Genomic DNA, 16,807 nt, shown 5'->3' on the forward strand with positions numbered 1-16,807 from the left:
CTTATGAAAATAAGATGGTTTTTTGTTTTTTTTTGTATCTTTGCACAAAAAAATCCTGTTTAGGTGTGAAAATGTCATATAGATATTGCAATTAACAAGTTAAAGAAATGGTAGAAAATAAGCAAAATAAACTGGAATTGCGTGATAAGATCATTGCGTTTGCCATGCCCGAGTTTTATAAGCGTGGGGTGAAGGCTGTGAAGATGGATGAGATTTCCGTGGAACTCCATGTATCTAAGCGTACGGTTTATGAAATCTTCGGCGATAAGGAGGAGATGCTGATTGCGGGCATCAAGGCAAAGCATGAGGAGATGAAGCGGAATGTGGAGGCTTATGCCTCGGCGAAGGCGAAGAATGTGATTGATGTCATCAGTTATGTTTATCGCCAGCAGATGAAGGTGAACAAGATGGTGGGTGTGGTTTTCTATGAGGAAATCCACAGGATGCCGCGTGTGGTAAAGTTTTTGCAGGAGTTGCATGCCCAGGAACGTGATGACAGCCTTCGCTTCTTCGAGGCGGGAGTGAGAGAAGGGTTCTTCCGTGCCGACGTGAATTATGAAATTCTGATAGATACGGCCAATGTGAGCATGGAGGAAATCATGCATAGGCAGCTTTATCGCAAGTATTCGATGAAGGATTTGTTTGCTCATCATTTCCTCATCGTGATTCGGGGTCTCTGCACGGAAAAAGGTGTAAGATTGCTCGAAAAGGCAATGGAAAGCTCCGAGCATGCTCAGAGCTTATAAATCCATTTCAGCAGTCGGTTGATAATGCCGATATTGCATCTGAACCAGCGGTATTTTGCTACGGGCTTGCCGCCGAAACTGCGGATGAATTCGCGGTATGGGTTCTGCTTCCAGGGCAAGCCTACGTCCATGAAGTGGATGTGCCTGTAGCCATGCTGATAGGCATAGCTGATGGCGTGCCATACTGTCATCGTGTCGGGATGCAGATAGATGTAGCGCTTTCGGCGTGAGGCGAGATGCCAGAGATAGGCATCGTCTTTACTGAAGGCAAGGGTGCATCCTCCCACGATTTTCCGGCTGCCTGCTGCATGGAAATCTTCTCCGTCTATCGTCCCCGTTTCTTTGCCTCCTTTTCCGAATCTTCTTCCTTCGTAAGTGGTGACAAAGACTTTTGCCTCGTTGCTCTGGCTGAGAGATTCGAAGTATTCCATAGGGGGCACGTAGCGGCGTGGCTTGAAGCGATAGAAATTCCGGTAGAGTTGATAGAATTTCCTGATTTCTTCCTGGTTGTGGGTCTCGTGGCACTCTAATCCCTTGTTTTTTCCGTTTTCAATCTGCCGTCTGGCTCTGTCGGTGAGTCTTTCTTCGGGATTCATGCTGTGAAGGGAGTTGTATATCTCCTGCCATGCCACAGGGAAATAGCCCAAGCGCCGGAAATGGCGGTAGCCGAACATTTTCTTCTGCAATTCCGAGAATTCTATGTAGAGGCAGTGGTGACTGCAAAGTTTGCGGGTAAGGGCGTGGAGAAGGAGCGGGAAGAGTTCTTCTTCTGTTTCTGCAGAAAGATAGATGCCTTCTCCATGTGCGTGCGCATGCGTATATATAAAAGGTGGAAACCAGGTGCGGTGGGTGTGAAGCACGGCAAGCATCTGAGCTATCGTTCTCCCGTCTTCGGTTGCTACAGCCATGAAGGGGGTATCTCCTGATACTCCTTCGCTAATCTCGAAGAGCTCCAGGCTATGAAAGAAATTGCCCGCCAGAAGTGGGGGCAGTTCATCGCTTTTCGTATATACCTTTATTTCATAATTCTTCTTCATATTTACATGACCACTTATATATTCGCTCTGCAAAAATAATAAATTAATTATAAAAAAACAACTTTTCTGCCCCAGTATCGTTGTTTTTTAGTATTTTTGCACATAAAATGATAGAAGTTTAATTTATTTCAAAGAAAAGGAATAGATTTATGAAGATAGTTTTGATAGGAGCTGGTAATCTTGCTACCCATCTTGGCAAGGCCTTGCATGCTGCCGGACACGATATGGTTCAGGTGTTCAGCCGCACCATGCAGTCGGCAGAAACCCTGGCTTCGCTTTTGGATGCGGAGCCGCTCACGGACATGGCGCAGGTGCGTGATGATGCCGATGTGTATATCTTCTCGGTGAAGGATAGTGCACTGGAGCAGCTTATCTCGCAGCTCTGCGGGGGCGAAAAAAAGGTGTTCCTGCATACGGCTGGTTCCATGCCGATGTCGGTTTTCCGGGAAAAGGCGCTGCATTATGGCGTGCTTTATCCGATGCAGACATTCTCGAAGCAGCGCGAGGTGGATTTCAGCATCATTCCTTGTTTTATAGAGGCAAATGATGAGTTTGCGCTGAAGCAGATAGAGGGCTTGGCTGGCCAGATAAGCCATCGGGTGTATCAGCTTTCCAGCGAAGATAGGAAATATCTGCATCTCTCTGCGGTCTTCGCCTGCAATTTCGCCAACCATTGCTACGCCGCAAGCCAGGAACTTCTGCAGCAGCATGGCATCCCGTTCGACGTGATGCTTCCGCTCATCGACGAAACTGCCGCCAAGGTTCATGGGATGACTCCGAAGGAAGCCCAGACCGGACCAGCCGTGAGATATGATGAGAATGTGATTGGCAAGCAGATACGGCTTCTGGAGAATCAGCCTTATTTCCAGAAGATTTACGACTGCATGAGCAAGAGTATTCACGAGTTGGAATCGGAAAACTAGAATTTGAGTCATAGAAGCTAATCATAAAGTTCAAAGTTCCAAGCTCAAAGTTCAAAGTTAAAAGTATGATAAATTACGATTTAAAAAAGATAAAGGCGATTGTATTTGATGTGGATGGCGTACTTTCTCGCCAGACCATCACGCTCGCCAGCACCGGCGAACCTCTTCGCACGGTGAACATTAAGGATGGTTATGCTATCCAGTTGGCCCAGAAGGTGGGCTTGCGCATCGTCATTTTGACGGGTGGAACCACCGAGGCTATCCGCAAGCGTTATGAAGGTTTAGGTGTAGAGGACATCTTTATGGGATGTGCCGTGAAAATCAACACCTATGATGCCTTCCTGAAGAAGTATCAGCTTTCTGATGAGGAAATCATCTATGTAGGCGATGATATTCCTGATTATGAAGTGATGCGTCGCTGCGGCTGTCCATGTTGTCCTTCTGATGCCTGTTCAGACATCAAGGAGATTTCCCGTTATATCTCTTCTCGCGAGGGAGGAGATGGTGTAGGTAGAGACATCGTGGAGCAGGTGTTGCGTGCCCAGGGGCACTGGCTCTCCAGCGCCAAGGCTTTCGGATGGTAGAAGTTAGTTAATAGTTTATAGTTGAAAGTTAATAGTTTATAGTTGAACGTTTGTAACTGAATTCTAATCATAAAGTTCAAAGTTCCAAGTTCCAAGTTCAAAGTAAAAAACAGATGAAGTACAAGATAATTTTAGCGAGCAATTCGCCACGTCGCAGAGAACTGCTGGCAGGACTGGATGTAAATTTCGAAGTAAAGGTATTGAATGGCATTGATGAAAGTTATCCGGATGATCTGGATGCCTATCAGGTGGCAGAGTTCATCGCCCAGAAAAAGGCGGAGGCTTATCGTTCTCTTCTAAATGAAGAAGAGTCTTCTGCAGAGGAATGCCTGATTCTCACGGCTGATACCGTAGTCATCGCACCAGCCGCTGATGAGCAGAACGACCAGGAAGGAAAGGGTATCATTCTGGGTAAACCGAAAACTGCCGACGATGCCGTCCGTATGCTCAGAATGTTGAGCGGGAAAACTCATCATGTAGTAACGGGTGTATGTCTCACTACCAAAGACGGGCAGCGCCATTTCTCGGTTACAACTGAGGTATCTTTCAAGGAGCTCACAGACTGGGAAATCAATTATTACATCTCTCATTATAGACCTTTCGATAAGGCGGGAGCCTACGGCATTCAGGAATGGATTGGCTATATCGGATGCACGGGGGTGAACGGAAGCTATTTCAACGTGATGGGCTTGCCGGTGCAGCGCATCTACGAGGAAATGCTGAAGATGCAGGAGGAATCATGATGCTTGGGGAATCATGATGCAGAAAGGGTAAATGATAAGAATTTACCCCTTCGAATGTTAGATAAAGTAAGCAAAAAGGGGCTGTAACTCTCAAAAAGTAATGTAATTTAGATTTTTTAATTCTAAATCTTTCCTCATGTCATGGATAATGAGTATCTTTGTGCGTTTTATGTAACTAACAAGGATTATGACAGAGAAAATCGATGCCAAAGTCAGAGCGATTTTGGACAACTATCTGGAGAGCAATAAGCATCGAAAAACTCCAGAGAGGTATGCTATTCTCGATGCAGTGTATAGCATTGGCGGGCATTTCTCGCTAGAAGAATTGAACGAAGAGTTGGAAAGAAGATGCTTCAGAGTGAGCAGAGCTACGCTCTATAACACGATGCATCTCTTTATTGAACTGAGACTCGTGATGAGGCACAGCCTGGTGAGCGGAGTGAAATACGAAGCTTGCTATTCTTCGAAAGACAACCACATCCATCAGGTTTGTACGGTGTGTGGTATGGTGACAGAGATTTATGCCCCCGCAGTGACAGAAGCGGTGAACGAAACCAAGTTGATGAGATTCCGCAAAGACACCTATGCGCTCTATATCTATGGCGTGTGTAGTTCATGCCAGGCCAAGATAACGCGAAAGCGTAACGAAAAGTAATAAAATAATTTATACTATTATATAAAAATGAACACAGGTAAAGTAGATGTCCTGCTCGGTTTGCAGTGGGGCGATGAAGGTAAAGGTAAGGTGGTTGATGTATTGACCCCTAAGTATGATGTCATTGCTCGTTTTCAGGGTGGTCCTAATGCTGGTCATACTCTTGAGTTCGAGGGCGAAAAATACGTGCTTCGCTCTATCCCTTCTGGTATCTTCCAGGGTGGTAAGGTGAATATCATCGGTAATGGCGTAGTCTTGGCTCCAGACCTCTTCATGGGTGAGGCTAAGGACTTAGAGAAGAGCGGACACGACTTGAAGAGCCGTCTCCTCATCTCTAAGAAGGCGCATCTCATTATGCCTACTCACCGCGTGCTCGATGCTGCCATCGAGGCTTCTAAGGGCAAGAATAAGGTAGGTACCACAGGTAAGGGCATCGGTCCTACTTATACCGACAAGGTAAGCCGTACGGGTCTTCGTGTAGGTGATATCCTCGAAAACTTCGAGGAGAAGTATGCTGCTCACAAGGCTGCCCATCTCAAGACTATCGCTAGCCTTGGCTATACTGACTTCGATATCACTGAGGTAGAGAAGACCTGGATGGAGGGCATCGAATACTTGAAGCAGTTCCAGCTCATCGACAGCGAGGTGGAAATCAACAAAGTGCTCCGCTCTGGCAAGGATATCCTCTGCGAGGGTGCTCAGGGTACTATGCTCGATGTTGACTTCGGTTCTTATCCTTTCGTAACATCTTCTAACACCATCTGTGCAGGTGCATGCATCGGTTTGGGTATCGGTCCTAACCGCATCGGTAATGTTTACGGTATCATGAAGGCTTACTGTACTCGCGTGGGTGCAGGTCCATTCCCAACAGAGCTCTTCGATGCTACTGGCGACAAGATTCGTGCCCTCGGTCATGAGTATGGTGCCGTTACGGGTCGTGAGCGTCGTTGCGGCTGGTGCGACTTGGTTCAGCTTAAGTATTCTGTGATGGTGAACGGTGTAACCGAGCTTATCATGATGAAGAGCGACGTGCTCGATGGCTTCGATACCATCAAGGCTTGTGTGGCTTATAAGTTGAAGGATGGCACTGTAACCACCGACTTCCCATACGAGATTACAGACGTAGAGCCTGTTTACAAGGAGTTCAAGGGCTGGAAGACTGATATGACCAAGTTCACTTCTGAGGATCAGTTCCCACAGGAGTTCAAGGATTACATCGCATTCATCGAGGAGTTCCTCGAGACCAAGATTGGTGTCATCTCTATCGGTCCAGACCGTGCTCAGACTATCGTACGTAAATAATTTTATAGTGATTAATGTTTAGTGATTAATGTTTACTTTGAGGGGTTAACATTGCGCTGAACATTAATCACTAAACATTAAACAATAAACATTAATAAATGGCTCAGAAACCAAGTATTCCAAAGGGTACCAGAGACTTTGGTCCTGTTGAGATGGCGAAGCGCAACTACATCTTCAACACCATCAAGGACGTGTATGCCCTTTATGGATTCCAGCAGATTGAGACTCCTGCCATGGAAACCCTTCAGACTTTGATGGGCAAGTATGGCGAGGAGGGCGACAAACTGCTCTTTAAGATTTTGAATTCAGGTGACTATATGAATAAGGTGAGCGATGAGGATATTCATTCGCTCGGTTCATTGAAGCTGGCGGCTAAACTTTGTGAGAAGGGTCTCCGCTACGACCTTACCGTGCCTTTCGCACGTTACGTGGTGCAGCATCGTGAGGAGTTGCAGATGCCTTTCAAGCGTTATCAGATTCAGCCGGTTTGGCGTGCCGACCGTCCACAGAAGGGTCGCTATCGCGAGTTCTATCAGTGTGATGCCGACGTGGTAGGTTCTGATTCTCTCCTCAACGAGGTAGAGCTGATGCAGATTGTAGATACCGTCTTCACCAAGTTTGGCGTGCGTGTCTGCATCAAGATCAACAACCGCAAGATTCTTACTGGTATTGCCGAGGTTATCGGCGAGGCTGAGAAGATTGTGGATATCACCGTGGCTATCGACAAGCTCGACAAGATTGGTCTCGACAATGTAAACGAGGAACTTCGCAATGATGGCATCTCTGAGGAAGCTATCGAGAAGTTGCAGCCAATTATCTCATTGTCAGGTTCTAACGATGAGAAACTTGAAGTGATTTCCAAGGTTCTCGAAGGTTCTGAGATTGGCTTGAAGGGTGTAGAGGAAACCAAGTTTATCCTCGATACCTTGAAGACCGTGGGCTTGAACAACGAGATTGAACTCGACCTTACTTTGGCTCGTGGCTTGAATTACTATACAGGTGCCATCTTCGAGGTGAAGGCGCTCGATACACCGATGGGTAGTATCACCGGTGGCGGTCGCTACGATAACCTCACTGGCATCTTCGGCCTTCCTGGCTTGAGTGGTGTAGGTATCAGTTTCGGTGCCGACCGCATCTATGATGTGCTCAATGCCTTGGATCTCTATCCAAAGGAGGCAGTGAACTCTACTCAGGTGCTCTTCATCAACTTTGGCGAGAAGGAGACAGCCTACTGTCTGCCTATCGTGAGTGCCGCTCGTGCAGCAGGCATCCGTACCGAGATTTTCCCTGACAAGGCGAAGATGAAGAAGCAGATGAGCTATGCCAATGCCAAGCAGATTCCATTCGTGGTACTTGCGGGTGAGAATGAGATGGCTGCAGGCAAGGTTACTTTAAAGAATATGGAAAGCGGTGAGCAGACCCTGGTTACTGTCGAGGAGCTGGTTGCTACTTTTAAGAAATAACCTTTATAACACGCTGGGGGAATGAGGGTAATTGAAAAAGTTTTCCCCCAGCTTATCCGTTTTCTTCATGCTTGAATTTGTGAAAACTCAGTATGGAGGGGCGGATATCTTTTATTTTCGATTTATTTCGAAGTTATAATTTTGTATTTTCATTATACATTTTGAAGCTATAAACTACAAATCAAATCAATGGCAATGAATAAAAATATTTCTTTGGGAAAGATATTTCCTCCTACCTTTCGCCTGATGGCGATGCCGCTGGTAGCCGTGCTCTTGATATCTTTGCTGATGTCATCAAGCAGTCATAAAACTACGATTTTCATCATAGGTGACTCTACTGCTGCCGAGAAGGGAAATTACAGAAACTATCCTGAGCGTGGCTGGGGTATGGTATTCCAAGGTTGCTTCGACGATCAGATTATCGTTGATAATCATGCCGTAAACGGAAGAAGTTCGAAGAGCTTCCTGGATGAAGGCAGATGGCAGAAAATTCTGGATAAGATGCAGCCAGGCGATTATGTCATCATCCAGTTTGGTCATAACGATGAGAAGAAGTTCCCTGACCGTTACACCATTCCTGGTGGCACTTTCGATGCTCATCTTGCTAAGTATGTGAATGAAACCCGACAGAAGGGTGGCATTCCTGTACTGATGAACAGTGTGGTGCGCCGCTGCTACTATTCTGCTGATTTGGAGAATGATGACGATGAGAAATTGCGTGGTAAGGCTTACGCCGGCGAAGAGAAAATCAACAGCGATACCTTGATAGATACCCACGGAGCCTACGTGGTGGCTCCCCGGCATGTGGCTAAGGCATTGAATGTGCCGTTTGTGGATGCTACCAGGATAACTCATGATATTGAAACTAGCCTTGGCATCAAGGGCAGCAGAAAGTTGCACATGTGGTTCCTGCCGGGTGAGCATCCTCAGGTATCCAAGGGTAAGCAGGACAATACTCATTATAATGTTTATGGCGCTCATGTGGTAGCTAATGCCTTGGCTGATGCCCTGGCAGAGCAGGTTCCTGCGCTGAAGAAGCACGTTCGTCATTACGACTACGTGGTGAGTGCAGAGGGTAGAGGAAACTATATGAAGCTTCAGGAAGCAGTGGATGCGGTTCCTGCCAACTCTTCTGCCACCATCCTTGTTTTGGGTGGTAAATGGAAGAAACCTGCCAATATGGAGGGTAAGTCTATCAGATTCGTCAAGCAGTTTGGTGCTGCCATCGAATAGATTTTTCTGATATCAGATAAAAAAGAAGGTGTATCATAAGTTTTTCAACTCCATTATCCTTTATAGGAATAGGAGAATACTTATGACACACCTTCTTTTTTTTCTATAATCAATCTTTTCTATCGCTTCAAGGCGATATTGTAATTATAGTATTTTGTATTGCCAGTGATATCTTCTAAAACCTGGATGAAAGGCGGGAACTTTACGCTCTCATGTTTGGCAATGCCCTTGGTTTCCAGAATCATCAGATCCTTGATAGGCTCCATGAATTCATCCAACTCAAAATACTGTCCCTTCCAGATGAAACTCTTGCGATGCTTTCTGATGGTAGAACGGTATGGGTCTGCCTGCTGGAGCATGGTCTCATAGAGGTTTGCGTTAATCTGGCGCTCTGTTTCTACCTGCTCATTATCGGAAACACGCTTCTTGGAAGTATGAACATATACAAACTTGCCTCCCTCGAAACCTCTTCTGCGAAGACGGATCTCGCTACCTGGTTCTCCCGAAAGATAGGTCTGAACTATGTCGCTATCGATGGCATTAGGCACATCGCCAGTCAGCTTCACGATATACTTTCGCTCTTCCTCAATAGGTTGAGGAATGCCCAGCACATTACTTATCTCCTTGAGCACTCGGTTCAACTTGTTGTTGAAATCCTCATGGTTGTTGATGACGCGCAAGTGAGGATGTCCCTTCCAGGCAGAAACAATCTTCTTATCCAGCTCGCGGGCAATCTGCAGACCTTCTTCGTCTGCCTTCTCCAGGCGCTGCGCATTGTTGGCTGTGGTATAAAACTGCTCTGCACCATCGGCAGCACTCACCAGGTGGAGCACGGCATCATAGCGGGCTCTGAGCTGGGTATTGGTATAACCCTGTTCAGAGATGATGCGATTCCAGAACTCAGGTGAAAGATAAGTAGAGATATCCATCGTGCCGCGGTCGCATACGATGATAACCGGCTGGTTCAGCGTCTCCGCCATGCGGGTAAAGCTGTCTTCCAATCCTATCTGGGTGAGGAAGGTAGCCTTCTCTCCCTCGAAGAAAAACTTCTCGTTCTTGGTGAGATAGTTCATGCCCGACTGGGTGAACAGGGTAGGAACCTCAGGAATGGTAAAGACCTTGTAGCCCAAACTCGAAAAATGTTCAATCACCTTGACTAAGGCTGTGGTCTTGCCGGCGCAAGGACCACCTGTAAGTACAATCTTCTTAATTGTATTCATATATCTTTTTTATCGTTTATATCATTTTACAGCCCCATGAAGGCATGCATCTGTTAATTTGAGTGCAAAGATAGCAATAATTTCTCTAAGAAAGAAAAAAACATGCACATTTACGGCTTTTTTTTCAAAAAACATGCGGTTTTATTTTGTATTGTAAATGTTTTAATGTATCTTTGCATGAAGAATATAATAATAAAATAGAACAAATGATTTACTTCATTTCAAAGAAACTGGAAATATCTGCTGCGCATTCGCTTACCCTCAGCTACGAGAGTAAGTGCAGCAGCCTGCATGGACATAACTGGGAGATTGAACTCTTCTTTGTAGGCAAGGAATTAAACCAGGATGGCATGGTTATCGACTTTACGCACGTGAAGAAAGCCGTGCATAGCAAACTGGACCACGCCAACCTGAACGAGGTATTCGACTTTAATCCAACTGCCGAAAACATCGGAAGATGGCTGGTGAATCTCTTTCCTGAGTGCTATAAGGCAAGCGTGCAGGAGAGTTTCGGAAACACGGCAGTGGTTATCGACGAAGAAAAGATAAAAGGCATAGAGAACTTGATTCCATAAAGATTCTGAAAATGTATAAAGTTAACGAAATATTCTATTCGCTGCAGGGTGAAGGCAGATGGATGGGCAGACCTGCAGTGTTCGTCCGGATGAGTGGATGCAACTTGAAATGCCCTTTCTGCGATACCGATTTTCGTGGCTACAGCGAAATGAGTGCAGATGATATCTTGTCCAGATGCCTGGAAGAGGGTGGCGAATGCCGTTTCATTGTCCTTACGGGTGGCGAACCTTCTCTGCAGGTTGATGAGCAACTTATATCTACCCTTCATCAGGCAGGCTATTATCTCTCGATGGAAACCAACGGAACCCATGCCATTCCTGAAGGTATCGACTGGGTAACCTGTTCTCCAAAGGTAGATTTTACCGAGGGTGGGGAACCAATAGTGAAGCAGGTAGATGAACTGAAGCTGATATTCGATGGCGAACATCAAATCAGCGACCATGGCATTGCCTGCACTTTCCGCTATCTGCAGCCATGCGATGTGGGGAACGATAGCAGAAACTATCTTATCCTGAATGAGTGCATCAAGTATATCAAGGCTCACCCAGAGTGGCAGCTGTCGGTGCAGATGCACAAGATTGTGGGTATCCGATAGCATTATAGTAACAATCATCATATTTAAAATATAGACAACATCATGGAAAAAGTTAAGACTTTGATTATAGGTAGCGGTCCTGCGGGATACACCGCTGCCATCTATACAGGTAGAGCGGGACTCAACCCAGTTCTTTATTCAGGTATGCAGCCTGGCGGCCAGCTTACCATCACCACAGAAGTAGAAAACTTCCCTGGCTATCCTAACGGAGTGGATGGCACCCAGATGATGATGGACATGAAGGAGCAGGCTGCTCGCTTCGGTGCTGATATACGTGACGGAAGCATCGAGAAGATTGACTTCAGTTCTCGTCCATATCATCTCACGGATGAGCGTGGCAACGAGATCGAGGCTGATACCGTTATCATTGCTACCGGTGCATCTGCCAAGTATCTCGGTCTTGCTGATGAAGAGAAGTATCGCGGACAGGGCGTATCTGCCTGTGCTACCTGCGATGGTTTCTTCTATCGCAAGCGTGTGGTTGCCGTAGTGGGCGGTGGTGATACTGCCTGCGAGGAGGCGATGTATCTTTCCGGTCTTGCCAAGAAGGTGTATATGATAGTTCGCAAGCCTTATCTCCGTGCTGCAGAAATCATGCAGCAGCGCGTGAAGAACAAGGAGAACATCGAGATTCTTTTCGAGACCAATACGCTCGGCCTCTTTGGTGATGATGGTGTGCAGGGTGCTCACCTGGTTCGCCACATGGGCGAGGCTAACGAGGAGAAGTTTGATATCGCTATCGATGGTTTCTTCCTGGCCATCGGTCATAAGCCTAACACCGACCTCTTCAAGGGTGTCATCGATTTGGATGACCAGGGCTTCATCAAGGTGGTTCCTGGCACAGCCAGCACCAATCTTCCTGGCGTGTTTGCGGCAGGCGATGTAGCTGACCCTATCTATCGTCAGGGCGTTGTAGCCGCTGGTTCGGGTGCCAAGGCTGCTATCGAGGCAGATAGATATCTGCAGCAGTTGGGATAAAGCTATTTGATAAATGGGATAGAGCTATTTAATAAATGGAATAAATTGATAAATGGGGGGTAATGCTATTTAATAATTAGCTTCTAGCGTTAAGTTAGTTAAAAAATAAACTAAATATTTTGTCGGATGCAAAAAAAGTAGTACTTTTGCATCTGACAAAATAAGTCGAGGAAGATTGGCAGAGTGACCGAATGCGCTGGACTCGAAATCCGGTATACCCTCTTCCGGGTATCGGGGGTTTGAATCCCTCATCTTCCGCAAGGAAATATCAGATGAAATAAAAACTCCTTTCACACTTAAGTTAGCTTGGTTGAAAATCAGCAACTTGAGTATGAAAGGAGTTTTTGTATAGCTTCTAGGAGATTGCCACTAGACTCAGCAGCTCTGCCGAGCCTAGTGACACTACCTTATTTCGTGCTCTTTTTCTCTCTTTTATTTTCCTTCTTCGCCTTTGTATTCGTTATCTTCTTCTTCGTCTTCATTTTCTTCTTGATTCCGAAGAGGTCTCGCCAGCCATTGAAGTCTTTCTTCATAATCAGACCCAAGCCTTGGGTGTTCAGGCTGTTTCTGGTGAAATAGCGGTCGTTGGTCTGGTTATACATGCGGATGGCAAGGTTGCCGTTCGGATAAATGAGATAGCGCAGGTCGAAGTCTCCGATGAAACTCTGGGTGGCATTGGCGTTGTCGCGATAGCCAAACTGACCGTTGAAGAGCAGTCTGTTGTTCAGCAGCCTTCCGCTCAAGATGCCCTCATATTCCGCATTGTTGAATCCTTCATCACCCGTAGAGATGTTGGCTCCGAAGTTCCAGTTGTTACTCTTTACCACATTCGACAGCACCGTGTTGATTTGCTGCGAGATGGTTCCACTCAGGAAACTCTGCATCGCCAGCGATGTCTGACTTTGCTGGGCGGCATCCTCACTAGCCTGGTTGTTGTTGGTCTGTGCGTAGAAGCGGCCGATGGCAAGCAGATAGAGCACCTGCTGGTTCATCTCTTCCTGCGAATTGATGATGGAGTAAATCATCTGCTTGGCATCTGTATTCACTGTAGGCAGGTCCATCGAGAAATCTACCTTCGGACTCTGCGGCGTGCCCGTGATGTTCATCAGACAGTCTACTCGGATATTGTTGGCTGAGAACGAACGTCCGATGCTCAGGTCGCTCAGCGGAACTCCATTCACCGTATATTTTGCCTGCAGGTTGAGTGGAGCATTGTATGGGTTTCCACCGAAGGCGATGGTTCCGCCCGGCATAAACTCGAAGTCCTTCTTGAGTACATTCTGGATGGTGAGCTTATATACGCCGTGGTCTACCACATAGTTGCCGAACATATCGAACGAACCCTTGTTAAACCAGTTGGCTCTGATTACTCCGTTGCCGTTCAGCGTGATGCAGTCTCCGCTCTGTGCGTCCATCATCAGCTTCAATGTCAGATTCTCGTTCGTATTGACGAGGAAGTTGATTCGCATATCCGACGAGAAGTCGATGTCATCCTCTTCCTTGATGGTAGGGATGCTGTCGGCAAGCTGCGGAATGATTTCGTGCCAGTGGATGAAGCTCTTGTCGCTGATGGCGTCAGGACTTGCCACATTATATACAAAGATGCTTCCGGCTTCCGGCTGGGCATCAATGTCGATGATGGTTTCGCCGCTCTTGCCGTGGATGCCTACCTTGCCGGTGGCATATACCGTGCCGTAGAAGGTGTTGTCGCCAAACTCGTGGGTGTCGTAGCCCAGGAAGTTGTGCGCCTTCAGGTCGATGTCGTAGCTCAGTCGGGTCAGGTGCTTGTGGTGGATGCCTCCATTTACTATCGCAAAGTTGTGGTTGCGGTCGTAGATGGTGTCTCCCTGCAGCAGAATGTCATCCGGAATGGCATGCGCCCTCAGGTTTTTGAAACTGTAGTCTGTGCCCAGCTGCTTCATGTGCATCTTGCCGTTTGCCACGATGTCGCCCACCAGATTGATGTTGCTCAGGTCGCCTACTACGTTCAGCTTACCCCTGCACCATGCCTGTATGTTGTTCATGAAACTGCCGCAGAAGCTTTCCAGGAATTTCATGTTGGTGCCTTGCGTCTCGATACCCAGGTCTATGTAGTTGCGTTTAGGCGATACATAGCCGTCGATGAGCGTCTGATGTTCCGGTCCGTCATCAGCCACAGCCTTGATGTCTATCTGGCTCTCTTTCTTGTTGAAGTTTACGTTGGCATGGAGCACGCCCAGTGGACCCTGCTCAAATTCAAAGTCCTTTACGTCAAGTTGCGCATAGGCATCCGGGTCGTTGAAGATGCTCTTCACGATGGCCTTTCCTGAAGCTTTTCCTGCGAAATCCACCGAGTGGAAGTTAACCAAATTCAGGATGTACTCCACATCCACATCTTTCAGCTGCGCCACGATGGAGTCTTCCTTATTAGGCGTAGCCAGTCCGTTGATGGCAATTTCCTGGTTGCTGTGACTGATGGCGAAATCTTCTATCTGCAGATGATTCTTGCTGTAGATGATTTCTGCCGGATGCACCTGCCATGGCTTGTTGCCGATATGCACCACGGATGGTTGGATGCCGATGTGGGCTGTAGAGATGTCTCCGTCTGCCTTGTAGAATTGCGCCTCGGCATTCAGTGCCGCCTTGATAGGTGTCTTCTCCGAGTGGTTGTCGTAACCCAGCATAGCCTTCAGGGTGTTGTCGGCAGCGGCTGCATTCACGTGAAGTTCTATTCCGTTTTCACCCGCCAGTCCTTTCTGTATCTGTGCATCCACCTTCAGCGTGTCGCCTGTGGTATGCATCTGCAGCTTGCCGCCATTGTAGGCTTTGCCGTTGTAGGCAAAGGCTGGAAGGGAGGCGTAGAGATTCACGGATCGGTCGTTGTCCGAGAGGTTTCCGTCTATATATACGGGTTCTGCTATCTGCAGAGATATGCCCAGCATGCGTTGCAGAATCTCGGTAGAGGTTATCTGCGCCTGGATGGTAAAGTCGTTGTGCACCTTCTTGCTTATCTTTCCGATGCCTGGCAGGGTAGGCAGCTTGCTGGCTATCATGTTGGTCATGCTTTGCACCAATGTTGTGTAATCGTATCTGCCTTTCACGTGAAGGTCTGCGAAGGGTGCTTCCAGGTCCAGATAGCTGTCGGCACCTTCGTTCTTGGCGCTTACCTTGATATCGTTCAGCGTATATTCCTTGTCTGCCATCTTCACGCCGAGCACAGAAGGTTGCAGGTGCTCCAGGTTGAGGGTGGCATCATAGAGTTTTCTTTTGATATTGTATTTTCCTGCTACCTGCAGTTTGATATTTGGGTCACCGATGGAAGCAAGTCCATTGATGAGTCCTTTGTAATAGCTGCCATCCAGCTTGATATTGCGGAAATTATATTTGTTGAACATGATATGTCCGATATTTCCGTTAGCCATCAGATGCTGGGTGGTTCCTCGTGCGTCTATCTTGGCAGCGATAGTTCCGAATTTCTTGTTGTCTAAAATTTTGCCCAGGTTGATGCTCTTGGTATCAACGCTGGCATGCAGCAGATTGCCATTTTTCGAAAGGTCGAGTTCTACGTTTCCCACGTCAGTGTGCAGGATGCCTTTCGCTGCAATCAGGTTGGTTGAGGCTGCTTTCCTGTTGCCCTTGCTGCCTGTATTGTTCTTTTCCTTGCTGGCTGTTGTGTTCTTGCCATGAATGTTGCCCTGATAGTGGATGTTGCCCAGGCGGAGCACTTCCTTCGGTATCTTCACCTTGCTGCCCAGGTTCTGTGCGATATGGCTGATGCCATCATCCGAAACCTTCAGCTTTTCGATGTTCACGTTCCAGCGTAATTGGTTGTCCCACTTGTTCGCCTTAGCGTTGGCTTCGAGCACCACGTTGCCGCTTTCTGTGTTCAGACTAAGATGGTGGATGTGTGCAGAAGAACTGGTTCCTGAGAAATGGGTGCTTAGCAGCAGGGCATCATTCCATTTACGGAGGATAGGCGCAAAGCATGCCACATCCGCTAGCGTGATATGCGATGGCTTGATGCCGCCTTCGAATTGAAGCGATTCGCTGATGAGCTTGCCCTTGTCGTCTGTGCGGTAAGAAGCAAGTAGGTCTTCCAACTGCAAACTGGAGTGGGGAAGTTCCAGGATGAAGTTGCTCAGTCTGGCTTTCTGCTTGTCTGCATCGAATTTGAAAGAAAGATTCTTGAGTTCAAGCCCTGATTTATCCGTAAGCGCTATCTTCTTTACCAGCAGATGGATATCGTTGTCTGTTAAATGGTTTAGTACGATATGCGCAGATAGGTTTCTTACGCCGATATGATGGGTAGAGAACACACCGCTTGGGTCTGCCACGTTGCGCTGGTTATAGGCGATGGCTCCATGGCGTATGATGACGCTACCGATGTGGAGGTCGAGTGGAGTATGCTTGGTGGTATCCTTGGATGCCAGAGAATCGAGTACAAACTGGATGTTGAGCGGACTCTTGTCATCCTGCTTGTAAAGGTTGGCATTCAGGCCAAACAGTTGGGCAGAAGAGATGGAGATCTTTCCATCTTTCAAAGGGAGAATATCCACCTTGGCAGATAGACGGGTGGCATAGATCATGCTGTCGCCTTTCTGGTCGAGCATTCTCACATTGTCGATAATGATACGATTCAGGAAACCAAGGTTTACCTTACCCACACTCACTTCTGTTCCGAATTTCTTGCTGAGAGCGTCGGCAATGGTAGAGCCAAAGAAGGTCTGTACTGGTGGCAGATGCAACAGTACGATGAGCAAAACGTAGAGCGAG

At 47.2% G+C, this 16,807-nt stretch carries 14 protein-coding genes and 1 tRNA gene; 12 read left to right on the forward strand and 3 right to left on the reverse strand.

Annotated elements, in window-relative coordinates:
- Positions 1 to 107 precede the first annotated feature (107 nt).
- Positions 108 to 746: a TetR/AcrR family transcriptional regulator gene (locus V8Z93_RS08405; RefSeq protein ID WP_203038731.1), complete on the forward strand. Its 639-nt coding sequence runs from the start codon at positions 108 to 110 to the stop codon at positions 744 to 746.
- Here V8Z93_RS08405 and V8Z93_RS08410 read toward each other — a convergent pair.
- A complete protein-coding gene (locus V8Z93_RS08410; RefSeq protein WP_439431253.1) occupies positions 734 to 1,783 on the reverse strand; it encodes a GNAT family N-acetyltransferase in 1,050 nt (349 codons plus the stop codon). The two genes, V8Z93_RS08405 and V8Z93_RS08410, sit on opposite strands and share 13 nt — an antisense overlap.
- Positions 1,784 to 1,932: 149 nt before the next feature.
- Here V8Z93_RS08410 and V8Z93_RS08415 point away from each other — a divergent pair, with 149 nt between their 5' ends.
- The 7 genes from V8Z93_RS08415 to V8Z93_RS08445 all read left to right on the forward strand — a co-directional run bounded on the left by V8Z93_RS08415 (position 1,933) and on the right by V8Z93_RS08445 (position 8,686).
- Complete coding sequence (locus V8Z93_RS08415; RefSeq protein ID WP_299332238.1) at positions 1,933 to 2,706, forward strand: Rossmann-like and DUF2520 domain-containing protein; 774 nt, start codon at positions 1,933 to 1,935, stop codon at positions 2,704 to 2,706.
- 65 nt (positions 2,707 to 2,771) lie between these two features.
- A complete protein-coding gene (locus V8Z93_RS08420) occupies positions 2,772 to 3,290 on the forward strand; it encodes an HAD-IIIA family hydrolase (protein WP_299332236.1) in 519 nt (172 codons plus the stop codon).
- Positions 3,291 to 3,403: 113 nt separating this feature from the next.
- On the forward strand, positions 3,404 to 4,033 hold the full coding sequence (locus V8Z93_RS08425) for a Maf-like protein (protein ID WP_439431254.1): 630 nt from the start codon (positions 3,404 to 3,406) through the stop codon (positions 4,031 to 4,033).
- Between the two features lie 187 nt (positions 4,034 to 4,220).
- A complete protein-coding gene (locus tag V8Z93_RS08430; protein ID WP_203038741.1) occupies positions 4,221 to 4,688 on the forward strand; it encodes a Fur family transcriptional regulator in 468 nt (155 codons plus the stop codon).
- A 27-nt stretch (positions 4,689 to 4,715) separates the two neighbouring features.
- Positions 4,716 to 5,990, forward strand: a complete 1,275-nt coding sequence (locus tag V8Z93_RS08435) for an adenylosuccinate synthase (RefSeq protein WP_439431255.1) — start codon at positions 4,716 to 4,718, stop codon at positions 5,988 to 5,990.
- A gap of 98 nt (positions 5,991 to 6,088) precedes the next feature.
- Positions 6,089 to 7,453 carry a histidine--tRNA ligase gene (hisS, locus tag V8Z93_RS08440; protein WP_203038744.1) on the forward strand — a complete coding sequence of 455 codons (1,365 nt, stop codon included), beginning with the start codon at positions 6,089 to 6,091 and terminating at the stop codon, positions 7,451 to 7,453.
- 246 nt (positions 7,454 to 7,699) lie between these two features.
- Positions 7,700 to 8,686 (forward strand): GDSL-type esterase/lipase family protein, encoded by a 987-nt coding sequence (locus V8Z93_RS08445; protein ID WP_439432841.1) that lies wholly within the window; start codon positions 7,700 to 7,702, stop codon positions 8,684 to 8,686.
- 119 nt (positions 8,687 to 8,805) lie between these two features.
- On the opposite strand, the gene V8Z93_RS08450 is transcribed toward V8Z93_RS08445, so the two are convergent.
- Positions 8,806 to 9,906 (reverse strand): AAA family ATPase, encoded by a 1,101-nt coding sequence (locus V8Z93_RS08450; protein ID WP_203038746.1) that lies wholly within the window; start codon positions 9,904 to 9,906, stop codon positions 8,806 to 8,808.
- A gap of 209 nt (positions 9,907 to 10,115) precedes the next feature.
- Here V8Z93_RS08450 and V8Z93_RS08455 point away from each other — a divergent pair, with 209 nt between their 5' ends.
- The 4 genes from V8Z93_RS08455 (at position 10,116) to V8Z93_RS08470 (ending at position 12,313) form a co-directional block, all read left to right on the forward strand.
- Positions 10,116 to 10,481 (forward strand): 6-pyruvoyl trahydropterin synthase family protein, encoded by a 366-nt coding sequence (locus tag V8Z93_RS08455; protein ID WP_203039011.1) that lies wholly within the window; start codon positions 10,116 to 10,118, stop codon positions 10,479 to 10,481.
- An 11-nt stretch (positions 10,482 to 10,492) separates the two neighbouring features.
- On the forward strand, positions 10,493 to 11,077 hold the full coding sequence (locus tag V8Z93_RS08460; RefSeq protein WP_203038748.1) for a 7-carboxy-7-deazaguanine synthase QueE: 585 nt from the start codon (positions 10,493 to 10,495) through the stop codon (positions 11,075 to 11,077).
- 42 nt (positions 11,078 to 11,119) lie between these two features.
- On the forward strand, positions 11,120 to 12,055 hold the full coding sequence (gene trxB / locus V8Z93_RS08465) for a thioredoxin-disulfide reductase (RefSeq protein WP_203038750.1): 936 nt from the start codon (positions 11,120 to 11,122) through the stop codon (positions 12,053 to 12,055).
- 169 nt (positions 12,056 to 12,224) lie between these two features.
- Positions 12,225 to 12,313 (forward strand) — tRNA-Ser (locus V8Z93_RS08470).
- 149 nt (positions 12,314 to 12,462) lie between these two features.
- Here V8Z93_RS08470 and V8Z93_RS08475 read toward each other — a convergent pair.
- A complete protein-coding gene (locus V8Z93_RS08475) occupies positions 12,463 to 16,794 on the reverse strand; it encodes a translocation/assembly module TamB domain-containing protein (RefSeq protein WP_439431256.1) in 4,332 nt (1,443 codons plus the stop codon).
- Positions 16,795 to 16,807: the final 13 nt, after the last annotated feature.

The organism is Segatella copri (genome assembly GCF_051861805.1).
GTDB lineage: Bacteria > Bacteroidota > Bacteroidia > Bacteroidales > Bacteroidaceae > Prevotella > Prevotella copri_M.

Bases quoted from the DNA above. Each gene is read 5' to 3' on its own strand.
- V8Z93_RS08405 (WP_203038731.1), top strand. From the start codon at position 108: ATGGTAGAAAATAAGCAAAATAAACTGGAATTGCGTGATAAGATCATT.
- V8Z93_RS08410 (WP_439431253.1), bottom strand. From the start codon at position 1,783: ATGAAGAAGAATTATGAAATAAAGGTATATACGAAAAGCGATGAACTG.
- V8Z93_RS08415 (WP_299332238.1), top strand. From the start codon at position 1,933: ATGAAGATAGTTTTGATAGGAGCTGGTAATCTTGCTACCCATCTTGGC.
- V8Z93_RS08420 (WP_299332236.1), top strand. From the start codon at position 2,772: ATGATAAATTACGATTTAAAAAAGATAAAGGCGATTGTATTTGATGTG.
- V8Z93_RS08425 (WP_439431254.1), top strand. From the start codon at position 3,404: ATGAAGTACAAGATAATTTTAGCGAGCAATTCGCCACGTCGCAGAGAA.
- V8Z93_RS08430 (WP_203038741.1), top strand. From the start codon at position 4,221: ATGACAGAGAAAATCGATGCCAAAGTCAGAGCGATTTTGGACAACTAT.
- V8Z93_RS08435 (WP_439431255.1), top strand. From the start codon at position 4,716: ATGAACACAGGTAAAGTAGATGTCCTGCTCGGTTTGCAGTGGGGCGAT.
- hisS (WP_203038744.1), top strand. From the start codon at position 6,089: ATGGCTCAGAAACCAAGTATTCCAAAGGGTACCAGAGACTTTGGTCCT.
- V8Z93_RS08445 (WP_439432841.1), top strand. From the start codon at position 7,700: ATGGCGATGCCGCTGGTAGCCGTGCTCTTGATATCTTTGCTGATGTCA.
- V8Z93_RS08450 (WP_203038746.1), bottom strand. From the start codon at position 9,906: ATGAATACAATTAAGAAGATTGTACTTACAGGTGGTCCTTGCGCCGGC.
- V8Z93_RS08460 (WP_203038748.1), top strand. From the start codon at position 10,493: ATGTATAAAGTTAACGAAATATTCTATTCGCTGCAGGGTGAAGGCAGA.
- trxB (WP_203038750.1), top strand. From the start codon at position 11,120: ATGGAAAAAGTTAAGACTTTGATTATAGGTAGCGGTCCTGCGGGATAC.